The sequence below is a fragment of the Bacillus inaquosorum KCTC 13429 genome (assembly GCF_000332645.1).
Taxonomy (GTDB): domain Bacteria; phylum Bacillota; class Bacilli; order Bacillales; family Bacillaceae; genus Bacillus; species Bacillus inaquosorum.
Genome location: NZ_AMXN01000003.1, coordinates 208,108 through 234,738, shown reverse-complemented (window position 1 = coordinate 234,738; position 26,631 = coordinate 208,108). Strand labels below are relative to the sequence as shown.

At 46.5% G+C, this 26,631-nt stretch carries 2 protein-coding genes (1 of these 2 only partly in view); both read left to right on the top strand.

All coding sequences use genetic code 11. The features are described 5' to 3' along the window. Positions 1-12,950 carry the 3' portion of a non-ribosomal peptide synthetase gene (locus BSI_RS12075; RefSeq protein ID WP_003238384.1) on the top strand. It extends 2,167 nt beyond the left edge of the window, so the window shows 12,950 of its 15,117 coding nt (coding positions 2,168-15,117); its start codon lies beyond the left edge, outside the window; the stop codon is at positions 12,948-12,950. Beyond that, positions 12,934-26,631: a type I polyketide synthase gene (locus tag BSI_RS12080; protein ID WP_080030819.1), complete on the top strand. Its 13,698-nt coding sequence runs from the start codon at positions 12,934-12,936 to the stop codon at positions 26,629-26,631. Before BSI_RS12075 ends, BSI_RS12080 begins: the two co-directional genes overlap by 17 nt.

Genomic DNA, 26,631 nt, shown 5'->3' with positions numbered 1-26,631 from the left:
GATTCTCGTCAGGGCTTCACCTTAAAACATTACAAGAGGCTTTCGGCCTTGTATTGAAGCAGCATCCGATCTTAAAGCACGTCATCCAAGAGAAAGACGGAGTGCCATTTCTTAAAAATGAGCCAGCGCTTTCACTTGAAATCAAGACAGAAGACATCTCAGGTATGAAAGAGTCTGATATTCCTGCTTTTCTTAGAAAGAAAGTAAAGGAACCGTATGTAAAGGAAAACAGCCCGTTAGTGCGTGTCATGAGTTTTTCCAGATCTGATCAAGAGCATTTTTTGCTTATTGTCATTCACCATATGATTTTTGACGGGGTTTCGTCCGTCACATTTATACGCAGTCTGTTTGACAGCTATAAGCTCCTTTTAGAAGGGCAGCAGCCGGAAATAGCAGTTTCTCCTGCCGTTTATCATGATTTTGCGGCATGGGAGCAGAACATGCTTGCCGGAAAAGACGGTACGAAGCATCGTTCATACTGGCAGAAACAGCTATCGGGAACTTTGCCGAATCTTCAGCTGCCTAAGGTCAGTACAAGTTCAGCCGATTCTGAGTTTGAAGAGGATACATACACCCGACAGCTGTCCAGTGGCTTCATGAATCGAGTCAGGGCGTTTGCGAAAGAGCAATCTGTGAATGTTTCGACGGTATTCTTGAGCTGCTATATGATGCTGCTGGGCCGTTATACCGGCCAAAAGGAACAGATTGTCGGCGTGCCGGCGATGGTGAGACCGGAAGAAAGATTTGATGCTTCCATTGGACATTTTCTCAATATGCTCCCGATTCGGAGTGAGCTGAACCCGGCAGACACTTTTTCTGAATTTATTTCAAAATTGCAATTCACCATGTTGGATGGGCTTGATCATGCAGCTTATCCTTTTCCGAAAATGGTGAGGGATTTGAATGTTCCTCGCAGCCAAACGGGTTCACCAGTATTTCAAACCGCTTTTTTCTATCAGAATTTTCTTCAATCTGGAAGCTATCAAAACTTGTTGAGCCGCTATGCTGATTTCTTTTCTGTCGATTTCGTTGAGCGTATTCATCAAGAGGGTGAATACGAATTAGTATTTGAACTGTGGGAAACAGAAGAAAAAATGGAGCTGAATATCAAATACAATACCGGGCTGTTTGATGCGGCTTCTATATCCGCGATGTTCGATCATTTTGTTTATGTAACAGAACAGGCGATGTTGAATCCTTCTCAGCCGTTAAAAGAGTATTCTTTGTTACCTGAAGCAGAGGAGCAGATGATTCTCAAAACATGGAACGCCACTGACAAAACGTATCCATATACTTGTTTTCATGAATTATTTGAGCAGAAGGCGAAAAAGGCGCCTGATAGAGCGGCTGTCAGCTATGAAGATCAAACATTGACGTATCGGGAGCTCGATGAAAGAAGTACACAGCTGGCCATTTATTTGCAGGCGCATGGAGTGGGACCTGACCGTCTGGCGGGAATCTATGTGGATCGATCGCTGGACATGCTGGTGGGATTATTGGCGATTCTCAAGGCTGGCGGAGCATATGTGCCGTTAGACCCGTCCTATCCGGCTGAGCGACTGGAATACATGCTGGAAGACAGTGAAGTTTCCATAACGCTGACGACATCAGAATTAGTAAATACTTTACGCTGGAACGGTGTCAAGACTGCTCTGTTAGATAAAGACTGGGATGACATCGCTCAAACTGCCTCTGATCGAAAAGGGCTTACACGCACTGTCACGCCGGAAAACTTGGCATATGTCATTTATACATCCGGCAGCACAGGGAAGCCAAAAGGTGTAATGATACCGCATAAAGCTTTGACAAATTTTCTCGTTTCAATGGGAGAAACGCCGGGTCTTTCGCCAGAGGATAAAATGCTCGCTGTCACAACCTACTGTTTTGATATCGCTGCCCTGGAGTTATATCTGCCTTTGATAAAGGGGGCACACTGCCATATTTGTCAAACGGAACATACAAAAGACGTTGAAAAACTGAAACGAGACATCCAAACGATCAAACCGACAGTTATGCAGGCAACCCCCGCTACATGGAAGATGCTCTTTTATGCAGGCTGGGAAAATGAAGAGAGAGTGAAAATTCTATGCGGAGGCGAAGCTTTGCCTGAGGCGTTAAAACGATATTTCTTACATACGGGCAGCGAAGCCTGGAATATGTTCGGGCCAACAGAAACAACAATTTGGTCAGCGGTTCAGCGCATTAACGAAGAATCCTCTCCTGCTACGATAGGAAAGCCTATCGCCAATACACAAATGTACATTACGGATTCTCAGCTTGTTCCAGTTCCGGCTGGTGTCCCGGGTGAGCTTTGCATTGCAGGGGACGGCGTGGCGAAGGGCTATTACAAAAAGCAAGAATTAACGAATTCGAGATTCATTGACAGCCCTTTTGAGTCTGGAACGAAGCTTTATCGAACGGGAGACATGGCGCGCTGGCTTCCGGGAGGACGAATTGAATATATAGGCCGTATCGATAATCAAGTGAAAATACGCGGATTCCGTATTGAGCTTGGCGATATTGAAAGCAGGCTCAGTGAGCATCCCGGCATTCAGGACTGCGTCGTTGTCGCAACTGAGGAGAATGGAATGGATAAGCTTGCTGCCTATTATACAACTAAAGATGCAAATGCATCTCTTGCGGCGAGGGAGCTGCGTCATTATGTGAAAGACGTTTTGCCTGCCTATATGGTGCCTTCTTATTTTATTCAGCTTGACCATATGCCGTTGACACCGAACGGAAAGATAGACAGAAACAGTCTTAAGCATAACGAATTAACTGCGAAGCAGCCAAAGCAAAGGGAGATCTCTCCTTTAAACATTCAGGAAGCTGTTTTCGCCATTTGGCAGGATGTATTGAAAATGAGTGACATTGAATGGGAAGACGGATTTTTTGATGTTGGCGGGGATTCGCTTCTCGCGGTTACTGTGGCTGATCGCATCAAACATGAGCTATCCTGTGAGTTTTCTGTCACAGACCTGTTTGAGTACTCAACGATCAAAAATATCAGCCAATACATCACTGAACAGCGAATGGGAGATACAAGCGCCTCTATGCCAACAGAACCGGCTGCTTATATAGATCAGTCCACCCAGATGAGCAATCTCCCAGATTATTATGAGGATAGTGTAGCGATTATTGGTATATCGTGTGAATTTCCAGGGGCGAAAAATCATGATGAGTTTTGGGAGAACCTCAGAGACGGCAAGGAAAGCATTACTTTTTTCAGTAAGGAAGAGCTTCAGCGCTTTGGTATTTCAGAGGAGATCGCGGAGAATGCCGGATACGTCCCGGCTAAATCTTCAATTGATGGAAAAGACAGATTTGACCCAAGCTTCTTTCAAATCTCTCCTAAAGACGCTGAATTTATGGACCCGCAGCTTCGGATGCTGCTGACTCATTCATGGAAAGCAATAGAAGATGCCGGTTATGCTGTGAAACAGATTCCGCAAACCAGTGTTTTTATGTCGGCAAGCAATAATTCTTACCGCGCGCTGCTGCCGTCCGATACAACAGAAAGTCTGGAAACGCCTGACGGCTATGTCTCGTGGGTGCTTGCGCAGAGCGGGACGATTCCGACAATGATTTCTCATAAGCTCGGGCTGAAAGGGCCAAGCTATTTCGTCCACGCCAACTGCTCATCGTCTCTGATTGGATTGCATTCTGCCTATAAAAGCCTGCAGTCGGGGGAATCTGCTTATGCTTTAGTAGGTGGTGCAACACTGCATACCGAGTCAAATATCGGATATATGCATCAGCCGGGACTGAACTTTTCGAGCGACGGACATATTAAAGCTTTTGACGCTTCAGCTGACGGAATGATAGGCGGTGAGGGTGTTGCCGTTGTATTGCTGAAAAAAGCAGCGGATGCTGTAAAGGACGGGGATCATATCTATGCTCTGCTGAGAGGCATAGGTGTAAATAACGACGGCGCTGACAAAGTCGGTTTTTATGCTCCGAGTGTCAAAGGGCAGGCTGACGTGGTGCAAAAGGTCATGAATCAAACGAAGATTCAGCCTGAATCCATCTGCTATGTGGAAGCGCACGGAACCGGAACGAAGCTGGGAGATCCAATCGAGCTGGCAGCTTTAACAAACGTTTACAGGCAATACACAAATAAAACGCAATTTTGCGGCATTGGGTCGGTGAAAACCAATATCGGACATTTAGATACGGCCGCCGGTCTGGCTGGCTGCATTAAGGTCGTGATGAGTCTTTACCATCAGGAGCTTGCACCGAGCCTCAATTATAAGGTGCCGAATCCAAATACAGACTTATCCAGCTCTCCTTTTTACGTCGTCGATCAAAAGAAAACGTTAAGCGGTGAGATCAAAACGCACAGGGCTGCACTAAGCTCGTTCGGGCTTGGCGGGACAAACACTCATGCGATTTTCGAACAATACAAAAGAGATTCTGACAAAAGAAAGATAGACGGGACCTGCATCATACCGATCTCGGCCAAAAATAAAGAGAGGCTGCAAGAGTATGTGCAGGATATTCTGGCCTATTTGGAAAGAAAAGGACTTGAGGACGGACAGTTGCCTGATTTTGCGTATACCCTACAAGTCGGGCGGGAAGAGATGGAGCATCGCGTTGCCTTTACTGCCGATCATGTGAACGAGTTAAAACAAAAGCTCACAGATTTTATCAATGGAAAAACAGCGATTGAAGGCTGTTTTCAAGGAAGTAAGCACAATGACAGGGAGATTTCATGGCTGACGGAGGACGAGGACAGCGCGGAACTGATCCGTAAGTGGATGGCCAAAGGAAAAGTAAACAAGCTTGCGGAGATTTGGAGCAAGGGAGCGCATATGGATTGGATGCAGCTTTACAAAGGTCAGCGCCCATACAGAATGAGTCTGCCGACATATCCATTTGCAAAAGAACGATACTGGCCATCGCAGGATGACCGCAAGCCGTCGGGTCAGATATCCGGAAATCAGACAGAGATCGGTTCCATCCATCCGCTGCTCCATCAGAATACATCTGATTTTTCTGAACAAAAATTCAGTTCTGTTTTTACTGGTGAAGAATTCTTTCTGAGAGAACATGTGGTAAGAGGAAAACCGGTGCTCCCTGGTGTTGCGTACCTTGAAATGGCGCACGCGGCTATCAAGCAGGCGACGGGAAGCAATAATGGCCAGGGGGTCAGAATCAGATTGAATCATACAGTCTGGGTTCAGCCTGTTGTGGTTGACGAACATTCGGCTCAAGTGGATATCGGTCTCTTTCCTGAAGAAGATGGGAAAATCACTTTTGAGATTTACAGTACACAGGAAGACGGGGCCGACCTGGTTATTCATAGTCAAGGCAGCGCGGAGCTGGTATCTGCCGCCGAAACGCCGGTCACTGATCTCGCTGAAATTTCACGCCGCTGCGGCAAAGGAAAGATGTCACCTGGTCAATTTTACGAAGAAGGCAGAAGGAGAGGGATGTTCCATGGTCCGGCCTTCCAAGGAATTAAGAATGTTGATATAGGAAACAGAGAGGTTCTGGCGCAGCTGAAGCTCCCAGAAATCGTTTCTGGAACGAAGGAACAGTTTGTACTGCACCCAAGTATCATGGACTCCGCCTTGCAGACGGGAACAATATGCATCATGCAGGAATTGACGGATCAAAAGCTGATTTTGCCATTTGCGCTTGAAGAGCTTGAGGTGATCAAAGGATGTTCCTCTGCTATGTGGGCATATGCTCGCTTAAGTGACAGTGATCTCTCCGGGGGGATTGTTCAGAAAGCGGATATCGATGTCCTTGATGAGAGTGGAAACGTATGTGTCAGGATTAAAGGATTCTCAACGAGAGTATTGGAAGGAGAGGTCCATTCATCCAAGCATTTATCACGGCATGAACGCTTAATGCTTGAGCCGGTATGGAGAGAACAGAATGGCGGATTTGAGGACGAAGATCTTTCATTCGCAGAGCATATCGTTGTTCTCTTTGAAACTGAACGAAGCGTCACGGACAGCATTGCATCAAACATGAAGGATGCCTGTGTCATTACACTGAATGAAGCTGAAGGACATATTGCTGAACGTTATCAATGTTACATGCAGCACATTTTTGAACTCATGCAAAGCAAGATCCGTGAGCATTCTGCCGGCCGTATCATCATTCAAGCTCTCGTTCCGCTGAAAAAAGAGAAACAATTGTTTGCCGGTGTTTCCGGTTTGTTTAAAACAGCTGAATTAGAATTCAGCAAACTTACAGCTCAGGTTATCGAGATTGAGAAGCCTGAAGAGATGAATGATCTTCATCTCAAGTTGAAAGATGATAGCCGGAGGCCTGCTGATAAACAGATTCGATATGAGGCTGGAAACCGTTTTGTGAAAGGTTGGCGGGAAATGGCGCTTCCTTCCGCTAATGAGCTTCATATGCCGTGGAGAGACGAAGGTATTTATCTGATTACAGGCGGAGCCGGAAGCTTAGGCCTTCTGTTTGCAAAGGAAATTGCCAATCGAACTGTTCGATCCACCATTGTGCTGACGGGACGCTCTGTTTTAAGTGAGCGTAAGGAAAATGAACTGAAGGCTCTTCGAAGCATGGGGGCTGAGGTTGTCTATCGAGAAGCTGATGTAATTGATCAGAGGGCGGTTCGGCGTCTCATGGAGGAAATCAAAGAAAAGTATGGCACTCTCAACGGAATTATCCATGGTGCAGGCAGCATTAAAGATCACTTCATCGTTCATAAAACGAAGGAAGAGTTTCAAGAAGTGTTACAGCCAAAAGTGAGCGGGTTGTTACATGTAGACGAATGCAGCAAGGATTTTCCATTGGACTTTTTCATTTTATTCTCATCCGTTTCAGGATGTTTAGGAAACGCTGGACAAGCCGATTATGCTGCGGCCAATACGTTTATGGATGCATTTGCTGCATACCGCAGTTCTCTTGCTGCATCTAAGAAGCGATTCGGTTCAACCATTTCCTTCAACTGGCCGTTATGGGAAGAAGGCGGTATGCAAGTCGGCGCTGAAGATGAAAAGAGAATGCTGAAAACCATGGGAATGGCCCCGATGCCGACAGATAGCGCCTTGAGAGCATTTTATCAAGGGATAGCATCCGATAAGCCGCAAGTTTTTGTGATGGAAGGGCAGCTTCAGAAAATGAAGCAAAAACTGCTTTCTGCAGAAACGACATCCAAACGGAAGGGGCAGAAAAACGCAGATCAGGCTCACGGTCAAACTCAAAAATTAGAAGCGTCTTTAATTGAAATGGTTGGAGCGATTTTAAAAGTAAACACTGACGATATCGATGTCAATACAGAGCTGAGTGAGTACGGATTCGATTCGGTAACATTTACTGTCTTTACAAACAAGATCAACGAAGCGTACCAATTGGAATTAACGCCGACCATTTTCTTTGAATATGGAAGCATCCAAAGCTTGGCTGAATATGTAATTGCGGCGTATCCGGGAGAATTGAATCAAGATGCTGCTGTTAATGACACAGATGAAACGTCAAGCTCATTACACAGTTTAAACAGCCTGAGGGCATCATTAGGCAACATGGTCAGTGCGATTTTAAAAGTAGATAGTGAAGATATTGATGTCAATACAGAGCTGAGTGAATACGGATTTGATTCGGTTACATTTACAGTCTTTACAAACAAGATCAACGAGGCATATCAATTGGAGCTTGCGCCGACCATTTTCTTTGAATATGGAAGCATCCAAAGCCTGGCTGAATATTTGATAGATGAACATGAGGCGACTTTTGTTCAGGAGGTCGAAAAATCAGAGGGGCAAGAAGAGTTACAGACAATATCCTCTACTGTGCCGAAGATCACAACACGAAGCAAGCACCGCTTCAAACAGCCTGTTATTGCAAAAGAAGAAAGAAGCAAAAAGCAGACTGCCGATTTTGAGCCGATTGCGATTGTCGGCATCAGCGGCCGATTCCCTGGTGCTAAGGATATAGATGAATTTTGGAGAAATCTTGAGGAAGGCAAAGACAGCATTACAGAGGTTCCAAAAGATCGATGGGATTGGCGGGAGCATTATGGAAACCCTGACACTGATGTCAATAAAACCGACATCAAATGGGGCGGGTTTATTGATGGTGTCGCAGAGTTTGATCCGTTGTTTTTTGGTATTTCGCCGAGAGAAGCCAATTATGTAGATCCTCAGCAGCGTCTCTTAATGACGTTTGTATGGAAGGCGCTGGAAGATGCGGGTTGCTCGCCGCAAAGCCTTTCGGGTACAGGGACGGGGATCTTTGTCGGCACAGGAAACACGGGTTATAAAGATCTATTCCATAGAGCGAATCTTCCGATTGAAGGCCATGCGGCTACAGGTCATATGATCCCTTCGGTTGGCCCCAATAGAATGAGTTATTTTTTAAATATCCACGGTCCGAGCGAACCAATCGAAACAGCTTGTTCCAGCTCTCTTGTAGCCATCCACCGTGCTGTAACCGCTATGCAAAGCGGCAATTGTGAGATGGCGATTGCAGGAGGTGTGAACACGATCCTGACCGAAGAGGCGCACATTAGCTACAGCAAGGCGGGGATGCTCAGCAAAGACGGCAGGTGTAAAACCTTCTCCGCCGATGCGAATGGCTATGTCAGAGGCGAAGGTGTCGGAATGGTCATGCTGAAAAAGCTGGCAGATGCCGAGCGTGACGGGAATCATATATACGGCGTTATTCGGGGGACGGCGGAAAATCACGGCGGAAGAGCCAATACCCTGACATCACCTAATCCGAAAGCCCAAGCTGATCTGTTGGTGCGTGCATATCGCCAAGCAGGCATAGACCCAAGCACGGTCACATATATTGAAGCCCATGGAACGGGGACTGAATTGGGGGATCCGATTGAAATAAACGGGCTGAAAGCCGCGTTTAAGGAACTATCCAATAAGAGAGGCGGCAGCCAGGCGGACATTCCAGAGAACCGTTGCGGCATCGGCTCAGTTAAAAGCAATATCGGTCATTTAGAGCTTGCCGCAGGTATTTCTGGCCTGATCAAAGTGCTGCTGCAAATGAAGCATAAAACGTTAGTGAAAAGCCTGCATTGCGAGAAGCTTAATCCTTATCTTCAGCTGGCTGACAGTCCGTTTTACATCGTTCAGGAAAAACAGGAATGGAAGGCTGTCACAGATCGTGACGGAAACAAGCTTCCGCGCCGTGCCGGAATCAGTTCATTTGGGATTGGCGGAGTAAACGCACATATTGTGATTGAAGAATATATTCCAAAAGTGAATTCAGAACAAACGGCACCAGAACAGCCAAGCATAATTGTGCTGTCGGCTAAAAATAAAAATAGGCTAATAGATCGTGCTTCACAATTGCTGGAGGCGATTCGCAAGAAAAGATATACAGATCAGGATTTGCACCGTATCGCTTACACCCTGCAAGTTGGGCGCGAAGAGATGGATGAGCGTCTGGCGTGTATTGCGGGGACAATGCAGGAACTTGAAGAAAAACTGCAAGCGTTTGTTGACGGTAAGGAAGAAACTGGTGAATTCTTCCGGGGGCAGTCTAATCGCAATAAAGAAACCCAGGCCATTTTTACAGCAGATGAGGATATGGCAATGGCACTTGATGCTTGGATCAGAAAAAGAAAATACGCCAAACTTGCGGATTTATGGGTCAAAGGCGTAGTGATCCAGTGGAATACATTATATGGCGAAACCAAACCGCGCCTGATCAGTCTTCCTTCATATCCATTTGCGGAGGATCACTATTGGCTACCGGCAAAGGAACATTCTGAACTTGTTGATACTAGTGAAAAGCGCACCGCATGTTTTTTGACAAAAGAATGGAGTTTGAGTCCGATTGGTTCAAAAGTGCCGGGGACACGAACGGTTGCCATCCTGAGCAATCAAGAGACAGCAGATTTGGCAGCTGAAGTGTCTAAGTATTTTCCGAATCACCTTTTATTAGATGTGAGCCGGACTGACTGTTATCAGTCAGACATCGATTGGAAAGAGTTTGACGGTCTAGTGGATGTCATCGGCTGTGGTGAACATGATGAAGACCGGCTGGATTGGATTGAATGGATGCAAAGGCTTATTGAATTCGGGCATAAAGAGGGACTCAGGCTGCTTTGTGTGACGAAGGGGCTCGAATCGTTTCAAAACACATCCGTCCGGATGGCTGGAGCCTCACGAGCTGGTTTGTATCGGATGCTTCAAAGTGAGTACAGTCACCTTACATCAAGGCATATGGATGCAGAGGGGGGCATTGATCATCATCGTCTCGCGAAGCAGATCGCTGATGAGTTCTATTCGGATTCTCACGATACGGAGGTTTGCTACAGAGACGGTTTGCGTTATCAGGCTTTTCTAAAAGCGCGTCCTGAAACAGGTAAGGGAGTCAAGCAAAGCATGACCTTCCCTAAAGAGCATGTGCTTTTCATTACAGGCGGGACACGAGGCATCGGACTATTATGCGCCCGGCATTTTGTGGAGCGCTATGGAGTGAAAAAGCTGGTGTTGACCGGACGAGAGCAGCTTCCTCCGCGAGAGGAGTGGGCTCGCTTTGAGACATCAAACACATCCGCGGCACAGAAAATCCAGGCAGTGCAGGAGCTGGAAGCGCAGGGTGTGCAAGTGCAAATGCTGTCGCTTACTTTATCTGATGATGCTCATGTTGAGCAAACGCTGCAACATATCAGGCAAACAATAGGGCCGATTGGCGGTGTCATTCATTGTGCAGGTCTGACCGATATGGATACGCTGGCATTCATCCGAAAAACTCCTGATGATATTCAGCGGGTGCTGGAGCCTAAAGTGGCTGGGCTGACAACGCTATATCGCCACGTGTGTAACGAGCCATTACAGTTTTTTGTATTATTTTCTTCTGTTTCAGCCATTATCCCTGAGCTTTCGGCGGGACAAGCTGATTATGCTATGGCAAATAGTTATATGGATTATTTTGCGGAAGCACATCAGAAAAATGCGCCGATCATCAGTGTTCAGTGGCCGAATTGGAAAGAAACCGGTATGGGTGAAGTGACAAATCATGTATATCGGGAAAGCGGCTTGTTGAGCATTACAAATTCAGAGGGCTTACGTTTTCTAGATCAAATCTTATCGAAAACACTCGAACCGGTTGTTCTCCCTGCGGTGGCGAATCAAACAAATTGGGAGCCGGAGCTACTGATGAAGCGGAGGAAACGTCATGAGCAGGAAGCAACTTTGCAGAGCCCGCTGTCCACAGACATCAAAGAGATTGATGACATTTCCAAAAGTGATGGGCTATTATCTGAAACACAGTCCTGGCTTGTTGAACTATTTACCGAAGAGCTGAGAATTAATCGTGAAGACTTCGAGATTGACGGATTATTTCAAGATTATGGGGTGGATTCGATCATTTTGGCGCAGGTGCTCCAACGCATAAACCGCAAATTAGAAGCAGCGCTCGATCCATCTATTCTATATGAATACCCGACAATTCAAAGGTTCGCAGATTGGCTGATCAGCTCTTATTCCGAAACGCTGTCCGCTTTATTCGGAGACAAGATCTCGAAAACAGCAGCACCTATGGAGAGCAAAATGGAGGCAGATGTTACTGGCCCTGCGAAAGATCGTGCTCCTGCCGCCCAGATACAAGCGCCGGCGACTATTTCGCCGGGCTCCCATTCAGAAGATATTGCTGTTGTCGGGCTGTCTTGCCGCTTTCCGGGAGCAGATAAGCTGGAAACCTATTGGTCGTTATTATCTGAGGGACGTTCGTCAATCGGTCCGATTCCGGCAGAGCGCTGGGGCTGCAAGACGCCATATTATGCCGGCGTGATTGATGATGTCAGCCATTTTGATCCTGATTTCTTTCTGCTTCATGAAGAAGATGTAAGGGCAATGGATCCGCAAGCATTACTCGTATTGGAAGAGTGTTTGAAACTCTTGTATCACGCCGGATATACACCTGAGGAAATAAAGGGGAAGCCTGTCGGCGTTTATATTGGGGGCAGAAGCCAGCACAAACCTGATGAAGAGAGTCTTCATCATGCTAAGAATCCGATTGTGACAGTCGGCCAAAACTATTTAGCGGCTAATATTTCACAATTTTTCGATGTCCGCGGCCCGAGTGTTGTAGTTGATACAGCATGTTCGTCAGCTTTGGTCGGCATGAATATGGCCATTCAGGCGCTGCGTAGCAGTGATATTCAATCTGCCTTAGTCGGCGGTGTCAGCTTGCTAAGCTCAGATGCTTCTCACAGGCTGTTTGACCGGCGCGGCATTTTAAGTAAACATTCATCCTTCCATGTGTTTGATGAACGTGCTGACGGAGTTGTTTTAGGTGAAGGCGTCGGAATGGTCATGTTAAAAACAGTAAAACAGGCGCTGGAAGACGGAGATACCATATATGCTGTCGTGAAAGCGGCCTCGGTCAATAATGACGGAAGAACGGCAGGACCGGCAACACCTAATCTGGAGGCGCAAAAGGAAGTCATGAAAGATGCGCTTGCCAAAAGCGGAAAAAAACCAGAGGACATCAGCTATCTTGAAGCAAACGGGTCAGGTTCAGTGGTAACCGATCTGCTTGAACTGAAAGCGATCCAATCGGTGTACCGTTCCGGTCACTCATCGCCTCTTTCTCTCGGCTCAATCAAGCCAAACATTGGGCATCCGCTATGTGCAGAAGGGATCGCCAGCTTTATTAAGGTTGTGCTGATGCTGAAAGAGCGAAGTTTTGTCCCGTTTTTATCAGGTGAAAAAGAGATGGCGCATTTCGATCAACAGAAAGCGAATATCACGTTCACCCGAACGCTGGAAAAATGGACAGATTCGCGGCCTGCGGCGGCCATTAACTGCTTTGCCGATGGGGGGACGAATGCTCATGTCATCGTAGAGGCGTGGGAAAAAGATGAAAAACGCGTGATCAAGCGCAGTCCAATATCGCCTCCTCAATTAAAGAAACGGGCGTTTTCGCCTGGCAAGTCAAAGCCGGAAGCGGAGACCTTAAAAATGGATGCGACAAACATATGGGATACTTATGAGGTGGAGGTCTAACGTGAAAAATATAACGAAACAACTCACATTATCGTTAAAAAATCCGTTTATATATCACCATGTGGTTTACGGACAAAATGTCCTTCCGGGATTGGCCTATATCGATATGATCTACCAGATATTCAGAGAACATGGCTACTCTTGCTCAGAGCTTCAGCTGCGAAATTTATCCATCTATCAGCCGCTGACGGTGGGACAGGATGCGATGATTGTTCTCAATATCCAATGTACGGAGAAAAAAGAAGGAAAGTGGCAAATCACAGCCAAAGGCCCTGAAAAAAGTGGCGGGAAAGAAGCTTCAGAAGAAAAGCTCTATATGAAGGCTGACATGCACGCTCATTCCCCGGTTGTATTTGAAGAAACACTGGAGCTCGGTCAGATGAAAGCATCTGCGAGGAACGTTGTTCAGCTTGATGATGTATATGAACAATGCAGACGTCAGGAATTGGTGCACAGTGAATATATGAAAGTCAAAGGCTGCATCTATGAAGAGGAAGACGGCGTCCTTCTTGATCTTTCTCTCGGCTCAGAAGCCATGCGTCACGCAGAAGGCTTTATGTTTCATCCAACTCTCATAGATGGGAGCGGGGTGGGGGCCAACAATTTGCTCACATCTTTGCTTAAAGGAGAACAGAGGCTGTATTTGCCTCTGTTCTATGAATCCTTTTCCGCTTCAGCACTTTTGCAGACACATTGTATGACGAGAATTAAGCGTTCCTCCGTCCGTCAGGAAAAAGAGCTGATTTATGTAACACTTGAATTTTTCAATGCTTCCGGAGAAAAAGTGGCTGAACTGAAGAACTTCACAAGCAAACTAGTGCGTGAAGCAGAGCTGATTAGCGGAAAGCATCAGGATGTACAGGAGAAACAAGAGACGAGTAAGGACATAGCTGAGCATACTCATGCTGCTGATACCGTATCTTCAACCGGCAGTATGGGAGCCTATGGCGGGGCTGAACAGTTCGTCAGCCAATTAATCGCAGACAAAATAAATAAACCGATTGAACAGATTGAAAAACAGGTCGGCTATTACCAAATGGGACTGAATTCATCAGGATTGCTTGAAGTGGTAGAAACCATCAGTGACAAGATCGGTGAGAGCCTTTCGCCGACTCTCCTGTTTGAGCATACTACCATTGCAGAGTTGTCAGCATTTCTTGCCGGGGAATATGCCGAGCAATTTAGTGCCGCCGGTTCCGTTGTTCAAAATGAAAGAGAACACGTCTCTGATCTCATAACCGACGATAAGACTGCTGAAAGCGTACGTACTGAATCTTCTAATGTTATATCTTCTGAGGAGGCAGGCGACATTGCAATAATCGGTATGGCGGGCAGGTATCCGAAGGCGAACAATATTCATGAATTTTGGAACAATCTGAAAGAGGGGAAGGATTGCATTAGCGAGATTCCTGAGTCGCGCTGGGATTGGCGGCGCTTTGAAGGAATCACATCTCCTTCAGGCAAGGATATTTCCAAATGGGGCGGATTTATTGATGACCCAGACTGCTTCGATCCTCAATTTTTCAGAATCACGCCGAGAGAAGCAGAGACAATGGACCCTCAGGAGCGGCTGTTTTTAGAAACCTGCTGGGAAACCATTGAGGATGCTGGCTACACACCAAAGACGTTGGCTAAGCCTAAAGGACGAAATAAAAGGCATCATGTAGGAGTTTTTGCGGGCGTCATGCACAAGGATTATACACTAGTCGGCGCTGAAGAAGCATCAGCGGAAAATGTGTTTCCTCTCTCGCTCAACTATGCGCAAATCGCCAACCGTGTATCTTACTTTTGTAATTTCCACGGTCCGAGTATGGCGGTTGATACGGTATGCTCCTCGTCTCTGACTGCTGTACATCTGGCGTTGGAAAGCATTCGCCACGGTGAGTGTGATGTCGCGTTAGCAGGCGGAGTGAATCTGTCCCTGCATCCTAATAAATATATGACATACGGGGTCTGGGATATGTTTTCCACTGACGGGCACTGCCGTACATTTGGCAAGGATGGGGACGGTTATGTGCCGGCCGAAGGAATTGGTGCGGTTTTATTAAAGCCTTTGCGCCAGGCGGAGGAAGACGGAGATCGCATTTATGCCGTGATTAAGGGAAGTGCCGTGAATCATGTGGGCACTGTAAGCGGCATTTCAGTGCCGAGTCCGGTTTCTCAAGCTGATCTGATTGAGGCATGCTTGGAGAAAACGGGAATTGACCCGCGGACGATCAGTTATGTGGAAGCACATGGAACCGGTACGTCCTTAGGAGATCCGATCGAAATACAAGGGTTGGTGAAAGCATTCCGCCAATATACACAGGATCGGCAATTCTGTTCAATCGGTTCTGTTAAATCGAACATCGGTCATGCTGAATCCGCAGCGGGTATCAGCGGTTTAAGCAAAGTTGCCCTTCAGCTTCACTATCAGACTCTCGTGCCTTCTTTGCATTCGGAAGAACTGAATCCGTACGTGGATTTTGAAAAGTCACCATTTTATGTACAGCATGAAGCAGAAACGTGGAAGCAGCCTGTTATTAAGGAAAATGGGAAAGACCTCCCTTATCCGCGCCGTGCAGGTATCAGTTCCTTCGGGGCGACCGGTTCAAACGCACATATTATTGTAGAGGAATATATTCCTCAAACAGCGGAGCAGGACGTTACTTTGCCGTCAGATTCTGAAATGCCGGCTGTTATCCCGCTTTCTGCCCGTAATCAAGAACGTCTTCATGTATATGCAAAACGTCTCTTGGATTTTCTTCATGATGGGATTCAGATTAGAGATTTGGCTTATACATTGCAGGTAGGTCGTGAACCGATGGAAGAGCGGGTTGCTTTTGTAGCAGATGGAATTCAAGAATTGACCGGTCAATTGAAGGCTTTTATAGAAGGGCACGAAACCGTTCAGCATTGCTGGATGGGCCGAGTGTCAAGAGGAAGCAATTTATCGCTTTCTGCCGAAACGGTACATAAATCGCTGGAACAAAGAAATTTCGATCTGATTGCAGAGCAGTGGGTGAACGGAGCTTCGATTGACTGGAAACTTCTTTACGATGGAAAGAAACCAAAGCGGATCAGCTTGCCGACATATCCTTTTGAGAAGGTGCGTTATTGGGTGCCGAAAGCGGAGACAGCGACTGATCGATCCAAACGGGAGGGTCATGTCCTTCATTCTCTTCTGCATCAAAATGTGTCCGACATGTCGGGAGTACGCTTCCGTTCAGCGTTCACAGGACATGAATTTTTCCTGAAGGATCATGTCATTAAGGGCACGCGGGTTTTACCCGGTGCAGCTTTATTGGAGATGGTTCGTGCGGCTGTGGAAAAGGCAACTGCCAATCAGTTTCCGACAGGATTCCGACTCCGGAATATCGTCTGGGTTCGGCCGTTTGCCGTCACAGAACAGCAAGCAGACATACACATACGTTTATATCCTGAAGACAATGGTGAGATTGCATTTGAAATCTGCCAGGAGCCGGAAAGCGCAGAGAAGGAGCCAGTTGTATACGGACAAGGGAGTGCAGTGCTTTGTGAGGCTGATGAATCTCCGGTAATAAACATTGAAGAACTGAAGGCAAATGCTAAAGAGCGGATTCTGTCACCTTCTGATTGTTACGACGCTTATGCGGACATGGGAATTCATTATGGTGACAGCCACAGAGCCATCGACAGCATATATGCCGGCAAAAACGGAGTTCTAGCAAAATTGGCGATGCCATCTGTGATCTCTGATACGCAAGACCGTTATGTTCTGCATCCGAGCATGATAGATTCGGCATTTCAAGCATCTATCGGTTTGAGGCTGGGAGGCGATGCCAGTTTAACAGACAGAAAGGCAATGCTGCCTTTTGCGTTACAGGATGTTCAAATCTTCAAAGGCTGCGAGGCGTCTATGTGGGTATGGATCACATACAGCGAGGGCAGTGCAGCTGGGGATCGTATGCAGAAGCTTGATATCGATTTGTGCAATGAAGAGGGGCAGGTTTGCGTGCGAATGAAGGGCTATTCTGCAAGAGTGTTAGAAACAGAGGCAGAAAGTCCTTCTGAGACAATTGACACGCTGCTGTTTGAACACGTTTGGGAAGAAAATGCTCGTGTAGAGAAGCAAGAGCTTATAGGGTATGAGACACATAAAATCATTGTCTGTGATTTTGGAGAACAAATGGAAAGTATTCGGAATCATCTTGACTGTACAGTACTGCAGCATCATACAGAGGCAATTGATGAACGGTTTGAAGGATATGCCGTACAGTTATTTGAAGAAATCAAGCAGCTGCTGCACTCAAAAGCCGGGGGACATACACTCATTCAAGTGGCGGTGCCTGCATTGAACGAGCCGCAGCTATTAAGCGGCTTAACCGGACTGCTCAAAACGGCTGAGTTAGAAAATCCAAAACTGACAGGACAGCTGATTGAATTAGATACTGGGGTGTCTGCTAGTGACATCTTCGAAATATTAGAAGAAAACAGACGCTGTCCTCGTGACACGCATATCCGCTATTGGCAAGGGAAACGGTTTGTAAGCAAATGGAAAGAGACGTCTGGTGAGCACCTAAGTGCTGACATACCGTGGAAGGATAAAGGGGTTTATCTGATTACAGGCGGTGCAGGCGGTCTTGGCTTCATCTTTGCAAATGAAATCGCAAACGAAACGAATGATGCTGTTGTAATTCTGACAGGACGCTCTCCGCTCGATGAAAGGAAGCAGGAGATGCTTCAAGAGCTACAGAAACTTGGCGTCCGAGCAGTTTACAGAAAAGCGGATCTGACAGAGAAACGAGCTGTTGATGCCTTAATAGAAGAGATTCAAAACGCTTACGGCGGCTTGGACGGCATCATCCATAGCGCCGGTATGATAAAAGATAATTTCATTATTAAGAAAAAGAAAGAAGAAATTCAAACCGTGCTCGCTCCAAAGGTAACTGGTCTGATTCATCTTGACGAAGCAACGAAAGATATTCCGCTCGACTTCTTTATCCTTTTTTCCTCAGGTGCGGGAGCAGTGGGAAGTGCGGGACAGGCTGATTATGCAATGGCGAATGCATTTATGAATGCATTCAGCGAATATCGAAATGGCCAAGCAGTGCTCCGCAAACGTTACGGAAAAACGCTTTCGGTGTGCTGGCCGCTGTGGAAAGACGGGGGCATGCGTATTGATGCTGAAACTGCAAGGATGCTGACAAAAGAAACAGGCATGGTGGCCATGGAAACAGGTCATGGGATTCAGGCATTATACCATGGCTGGGCGTCAGGAAAGCCGCAGCTGTTGGTGGCATCAGGTGTTGCCAATCGGATTCGTGCATTTTTATATGAAACGGGACATGGTCAAGGCCAATCCCAAAATATGAAAAATACAAATGACAATCAGGATACGGAAAAAGCAGACATTGTCTTCGGAGCCGATGAAGAGACATTGAGAGAAAAAGCAGAGAACTATATGAAACAAGTGCTTTCTTCGGTTATCAAGCTGCCGGCCAGCCAAATTGATGCTGAAGCTCCTCTTGAGGATTACGGGATCGATTCTATTATGATCATGCATGTAACCGGTCAATTAGAAAAAGTATTTGGATCTTTGTCCAAGACGCTGTTCTTTGAATACCAGGATATTCGGTCATTAACCCGGTATTTTACTGATTCCCACAGAGAAAAGCTGCTGGACATTTTGGGAATTGAAAAAGACAAACCTTCTGCTGCGGAAAATACAAAAACTGATTCAGAGCCTGAAAAGAGAGAAATCTCTGTTGCCCCAAGAAAGTCTGGATTCTTTCCTTTGCAAGAAAAAGGGCAACAACAGTCAAGAGAAAAGGGAACAGAGGAAATTGCAATCATCGGTATCTCAGGGCGCTATCCACAGGCAGACAACATCTATGAATTGTGGGAAAACCTGAGGGACGGGCGAGACTGTATTACGGAAATTCCTGAAGACCGCTGGGATCATAGTCTCTATTATGATGAAGATAAGGACAAGCCTGGAAAAACCTACAGCAAGTGGGGCGGCTTCATGAAGGATGTAGACAAGTTTGACCCGCAGTTTTTCCATATTTCGCCGCGTGAGGCAAAATTAATGGACCCTCAAGAGCGTTTATTTTTGCAGTGTGTGTATGAAACGATGGAAGACGCAGGATATACAAGGGAGCATCTCGGCCATAAGCGTGATTCGGAGCTTGGCGGAAGCGTCGGTGTTTACGTAGGTGTCATGTACGAAGAATACCAGCTGTATGGAGCGCAAGAGCAGGTGCGGGGCAGGTCTCTGGCTTTAACAGGAAATCCATCATCCATCGCAAATCGGGTATCTTATTATTTTGATTTTCATGGACCGAGTATTGCGTTAGACACCATGTGTTCTTCTTCCTTAACAGCTATTCATTTGGCCTGTCAAAGCTTGCAGCGCGGAGAGTGTGAGGCGGCATTCGCGGGCGGCGTGAATGTTTCAATCCACCCAAATAAATATTTGATGCTTGGGCAGAACAAATTTATGTCCAGCAAAGGCCGATGTGAAAGCTTCGGACAGGGCGGAGACGGCTATGTGCCGGGAGAAGGCGTTGGAGCAGTGCTTCTTAAGCCATTGTCTAAAGCTCTTGAAGATGGCGATCACATTTATGGAATCATTAAGGGGACAGCTATTAACCACGGAGGAAAAACAAACGGTTACTCAGTTCCAAACCCGAATGCCCAAGCTGATGTGATCAAAAAGGCGTTTGTGGAAGCGGAGGTTGACCCGCGGGCAGTCAGTTATATAGAAGCGCACGGTACGGGAACCTCTCTAGGAGATCCTATTGAAATGACTGGGCTGTCCAAAGTGTTTACGCAACAAACGGATGACAAACAATTTTGTGCAATAGGCTCGGTCAAATCAAATATCGGGCACTGTGAGAGTGCGGCAGGTATCGCAGGTTTAACGAAGGTACTGCTCCAAATGAAATACAGGCAGCTTGCATCTTCCCTGCATTCAAACGTGCTGAATCCGAATATTGATTTCCTTAACTCACCGTTTAAAGTACAGCAAGAGCTAGAAGAATGGAAGAGGCCAATCATTTCTGTCAATGGAAAAGAAATCGAATATCCGAGAATCGCAGGCATCTCTTCATTTGGCGCCGGGGGAGTAAACGCCCATATTTTAATAGAAGAGCATGTTGCCGATTCTAAGCAGGAACGTTCGCCAGCGGGGAAACAGCCGGCTGTCATTGTGCTCTCAGCAAAAAATGGGGAAAAACTTCAGAAACGGGCGGAGCGATTGCTGCATGCCATTCGTGAACAAAGATATGCTGAAGCAGACTTGCACCGAATCGCCTATACGCTGCAAGTCGGTCGTGAAGCGATGAATGAGCGTCTGGCGTTCGTTGCTGAAACAATGGAGGAACTTGAAGAAAAACTCAACGACTTTATCTCTGGAACAGAAAATCGAGAATATGTCTATCAAGGACAAGTAAAACGCAATAAAGAATCTATTGCCGCTTTTGCCGCTGATGAAGATATGTCAAAAACAATCGAGGCATGGATGCAAAAAGGAAAGTATGCGAAGGTTTTAGACCTTTGGGTAAGAGGCTTGCGTATCGATTGGAGCACACTCTATCAAGATCAAAAACCGCGGCGCATCAGTTTACCCGCCTATCCTTTTGCACGAGATCGCTATTGGATAGACGTAAATGCAAAGGCTGAGGAAATAAGAAAAGACGAACCGGCCGCTTCGGTACAGCCCGTCATTCAAAAAACGTCTATAGCCAAAGAAGCCAGCGGTAAGCCTGCCAATATCACGTTACAGCCTTTAATGGCCAATCACGATCGTTTGCAGCGTGCGGCATCTCCGCTTCCATTAGATACAGAAACAGAGACGATCACTGCGGAAGCCTTGTGCGATGAACTAACGGCGAGCTTAGCGGAAGTGCTGTATATGGATCAAAACGAGGTTGATCCAGACGAAGCATTCATTGATATCGGAATGGACTCGATTACCGGACTCGAATGGATAAAAGCAATAAATAAACAGTATGGCACATCACTAAATGTCACCAAGGTTTATGATTATCCGACAACACGTGATTTCGCTGTTTACTTAGCACAAGAGTTAAGCACACAATCTGGAGAAAAAACAGCAGGAATCGATGTTTCAAAACAAACAGAGCCGTACGCGCCGATGAAACAGAAAACAGCAGCACCCGCTGCAAAACCGGACAATATATCCCTGCAGCCGTTAGAGAATCATCAGCCGCTGCAGGAGGAACCTGCAGCAACCATTCAATATGCAGCAGCAGAAATATCCGCATCAAGCCAATATACTGGGGCAATTGAAACGCTGCATGAAGAATTGAGGGAAAGCATAGCAGCCGTGTTATTCATGGAGCCCAACGAGGTGGATATTGACGAAGCATTCATCGATATCGGAATGGACTCGATTACCGGGCTCGAATGGATAAAAGCGGTGAATAAGCAATATGGCACGTCCTTTTCAGTCACCAGAGTGTATGATTATCCAACGATACGTGATTTTGCCGAGATGCTAAAGTCCGAGCTTGGAACGCATTTTAAGAGAAAGCAAGAAATGACAGATCAGCATGATGTCTCTGAAGCTGTTAAACATGTGAAACAGCCGGCAGCACTCCCTAAGGCAAAGCCGGCAGACCGTCCGCTTCAGTCTGTTCAATACCCAATAAAGAAAGAGCATGAGAAGAAACCGGCTCCTATTCAACAAGATCACCGAGAGGATGCGATAGCCATTGTCGGGATGTCAGGGAGGTACCCGGGCGCCAGTAATGTAAGAGAATATTGGGATAACCTGGTTCATGCGAGAAATGGGATTCGGGACATTCCAACATCACGTTGGGATGTTGACAAATATTATGATCCTGCCCTGAACCAAAAAGGAAAAAGCTATTGTAAATCAATGGGGATGCTTGATGATATTGAACATTTTGATCCGTTGTTTTTTAATATTCCGCCGTCAGAAGCTGAACTGATGGATCCCCAGCATCGAATATTTTTGCAGGAAGGCTATAAAGCTTTTGAGGACGCTGGATATAACGCCCGAACATTAAATGAGAAAAAATGCGGCGTTTATCTCGGGATTATGAGCAATGAATATGGAGTTATGCTGAATCGGCAGGCAAGAGCAAACGCCACCGGGAACAGCTTTGCGATTGCTGCGGCGCGTATTCCGTATTTTCTTAATTTAAAAGGGCCTGCTATTCCTATTGACACCGCCTGCTCATCTTCATTGGTCGGCACACATTTAGCACGACAGGCACTCATAAACAAAGAAATTGATATGGCGCTGGTTGGCGGTGTCAGCTTATACCTGACGCCGGAATCTTACATCAGTATGTGTGAGGCCGGCATGCTTTCACCTGATGGACAATGTAAAGCATTTGACAATGGCGCGAATGGTTTTGTGCCCGGCGAGGGTGCGGGTGCGTTGGTACTGAAAAGGCTGAAAGATGCGGAAGCGGACCGTGACCATATTTACGGCATTATCATTGGCTCAGGTATTAATCAGGACGGGAAAACAAACGGAATCACGGCACCGAGTGCAAAAAGCCAAATGGATCTGGAAAGAGGTATATATGAAACATACGGAATAGATCCTGAGAGTATTAGTTATGTAGAAATGCACGGCACCGGAACAAAACAAGGCGATCCAATTGAATTAGAGGCCTTATCTACCGTTTTTCAAGAAAAAACAGATAAAAAACAGTTTTGCGCTATCGGTTCAGTCAAAAGCAATATTGGCCATACATCTGCGGCGGCCGGAGTAGCCGGAGTTCAAAAAGTGTTATTGTGTATGAACCATAAAATGTTGGTGCCGACATTGAACTTCACGACGCCGAATGAGCATTTTCAATTTGAGCATTCTCCTTTATATGTAAATACGGAGCTCAAGCCTTGGGAAACGGCTGACGGAAAACCGCGGAGGGCCTGTGTAAGCTCTTTCGGATATAGCGGGACGAATGCCCACATCGTGATAGAAGAATATCAGCCTGAAAAGAGGGATGATCGATTAATAAAGCAGCATCATTCAACACTCTTTGTACTCTCAGCGAAAAAAGAGCAGCAGCTGAAGGCCTATGCAAAAGCAATGAAAGATTTCACAAATTCGATTGAAGAAATCAATCTGGAGGATATGGCATATACACTTCAGACGGGCCGGGAAGCCATGGATTATCGCATGGCGTTTTTGGCGGATTCAAGAGAATCGCTGATCAAAGCTTTGGATGATTATTTGGCAGATGTACCGAACAGCAACTTATATGCCGCTCACGTGAAAACGAAGAAAAGCGAAATCAAGTTGTTTGAAACAGATCACGATGCCAAAGCATTGCTGAAAACATGGATAGAGAAGAAAAGGCTGGAGAAAGTTGCGGAATTATGGGTGAAAGGGCTGCAGGTCGATTGGAACGGACTTTATGGAGATCACAGACCTCGCAGAATCAGTCTGCCTGCTTATCCGTTTGCAGAAGAATATTACTGGCTGCCAAATCTAGAAGAAAACACCGTAAACAGTGGTTCAGCACTGCCTCACTCCGAACCGCTTACTAAGCATTGCATTCTGCATAAACAGTGGCAGCGTTGTCCGATTGAACCAGCAGTACGTACGAATCAAGCCGTAGCCATATTAGCAAACGAGGAGACTATGGCATTGGCGGCAGAGCTTTCGAAGTATTTCTTGGATTATCGTATATTTAACAGTCAAGAGCTCGATCATGTATCTGCCGCTGACTATGAAGATGCTGACGGAGCAATCGATCTGATCGGGTGCGGAACGAGCCATGAGCAGTCTACAAGCTGGATAAACTGGCTCCAAAAGCTGATCGAGCAAGGACGTACAAGCAAGCGCAATTTAATGATCTTGGGTGTAACGAAGGGGCTGGAGGCTTACGCAAATGAAGCTGTTCATTTGTCCGGTGCTTCGCGGGCCGGCTTATACCGCATGCTTCAAAACGAGTACAGCCATCTTACATCAAGACACGCAGACATGGAGTGCGGAGCCTCTCATGAGGAGCTGGCCAGACTGATCGCAGACGAGTTTTATGCTAATAGTGCCGAATCAGAAGTATGTTATCGAAACGGACAGAGGTATCGCGCATATTTGGCAGAGAAACCAGCAAAAGCCGAGATTACTCCTAAGCAAGTATCGTTTTCATCAGACAAAGTCCTGCTGATTACAGGCGGGACAAGAGGTCTCGGTTCGTTGTGTGCGCGGCATTTTGTGAAAACATACGGCGTTAAGCGGCTGGTGCTCATCGGCCGGGAAGAGCTGCCGCCGCGTGATCAGTGGAATTCAGTAAAAAATGCCTCACTTGAGAAGATAAAAGCCATTCAAGAGCTAGAAGCCATGGGTGCGCAAGTTCAAGTGCTGTCTCTGGAGCTTACCGATTCATTTGCTGTCAAACAGAGCCTGAAGACAATACACGAAACAATGGGGGCAATTGGCGGAGTCATCCACTGTGCCGGGAAGGTGAACAAACATAATCCGGCATTTATCAGAAAATCACTAGAAGAGATCGAACAGGTGCTTGAACCGAAAGTCGAAGGCCTGCAAACGTTATTTGACCTGCTTAAAGACGAACCATTGGCGTTTTTTATCTTGTTTTCATCAGTATCAGCGGCCATTCCTGTTCTTTCAGCCGGACAAGCTGATTACGCCATGGCGAATGCTTTTATGGATTATTTTGCGGAGGCCCATAAAGATGAATGTCCAATTGTCAGCATTCAGTGGCCTAACTGGAAGGAGACCGGTTTAGGTGAGGTTCGAAGCAAAGCTTTAGAGCAGACTGGATTGGTGAGCTTGAGAAACGATGAGGGATTACAACTGCTGGATCAGATTTTATCAGATACACAGCGTGCTGTCGTGTTGCCGGCGATTCCAGATACAAATGTATGGAAGCCTGACAAGCTTATGCAGCAGTCACTGCCTGTTGAAGCCCTCTCACATCCTGAGACTAAAGAGCAAGCCAGCCCTCAAAACCTGTTTCTTGAAACAGTTGACTGGCTCGTAACTCTTTTTACAGATGAACTGAAGATAGCAGCTGAAGACTTTGAAACGGACGAGCCTTTCCAAGAATACGGAATCGACTCAATTATATTGGCCCAGCTGGTACAGCAGATGAACCAAACATTAAATGGAGATATTGATCCATCGATTTTGTTTGAATATCCGACAATAGAATCCTTTGCAAACTGGCTCATATCGAAATATGACGTGTCAGCTGTTTTGCATCCATCTGTTCCTGAGACACAGACACCTGCTAAGGCACAATCGGCAGTGAAACAGGCGCCCATGCAAGAACAGCAGCCACAACAAATAAGTCATGAAAAAACGGGGGGGCTTGCAGAAGATATTGCCATCATCGGTCTTACTTGCAGGTTCCCTGGAGCGGAAACACTTGAGGCATACTGGGATTTAATACGTAATGGTCGGTCTGCGATTAAACCTGTACTGCCTGAACGATTCGGGCACTCCAGCTCTAATTACGCGGGCCTCATTGATGATATAAATCGATTTGATCATGATTTCTTCATGATGTCCGAGAACGATGTCAGAGCGATGGACCCTCAAGCTTTGGCCGTATTGGAGGAAAGCCTGAAGCTGTGGTATCACGCCGGTTATACAGAGAAAGAAGTGAAAGGCATGAAGGCTGGTGTTTATATAGGAGGCCGCAGTCAGCACAAGCCTGATCCGTCCAGTCTTTCAAAAGCAAGAAATCCGATTGTCGCTGGCGGACAAAACTATTTAGCAGCTAACATCTCACAATTTTTTGACTTAAGGGGCCCGAGTATTGTGCTGGATACTGCTTGTTCCTCTGCACTGGTCGGACTGAATATGGCCATTCAGGCTCTGCGGAGCGGAGATATTGAGGCAGCGGTTGTCGGCGGCGTCAGTTTGCTTGATGCTGATGCGCATCAAATGTTTCAGGAGCGCGGAATCTTATGTGATAAGCCGTCATTCCATATTTTTGATAAGCGGGCAGACGGTGTGATTTTAGGAGAAGGCGTGGGCATGGTTCTCGTCAAAACCGTCAGCCAAGCACTCAAAGACGGAGATTCCATATATGCTGTCATTAAAGCCGCCGCTATCAACAATGACGGAAGAACGGCAGGCCCATCTTCACCGAATCTCGAGGCGCAAAAGGATGTCATGCAGACAGCGCTTGAAAAAAGCGGCAAAAAGCCTGAAGAGATCAGTTATCTTGAAGCGAATGGCTCGGGATCTGCGGTGACAGATTTACTTGAACTGAAGGCGATTCAATCCATTTACCGTTCCGGCTCAAACTCGCCATTAGGGCTGGGATCAGTGAAACCTAACATCGGCCACCCTTTATGTGCAGAAGGAATAGCGAGCCTGATTAAAGTCGCTTTGATGCTGAAACATAGACAATTGGTTCCATTCCTGTCAGGTGACGAAAACATGCCGCATTTTGATATAGAAGAGACTGATTTGTATTTCTGTAAATCGCAAGACGAGTGGAAGGAGACAACGCCGGCTGCAGCAATCAATTGTTTTGCAGATGGCGGAACGAATGCCCATCTGATTGTAGAAGGCTGGAAAGACTCGACCGAGCGTGCAATCAGAAGAAAACCTTTGCCTCTGCCGGAATTAAATCGGAAGCCCGTTTTAAGAGAACCATCGGCTCAGACCGTGCAGAAAAAAGTGCTTTCAGGCACGGGGGCTTCTAAAGAAATGTTTTGGAAAACTTTCAAATAA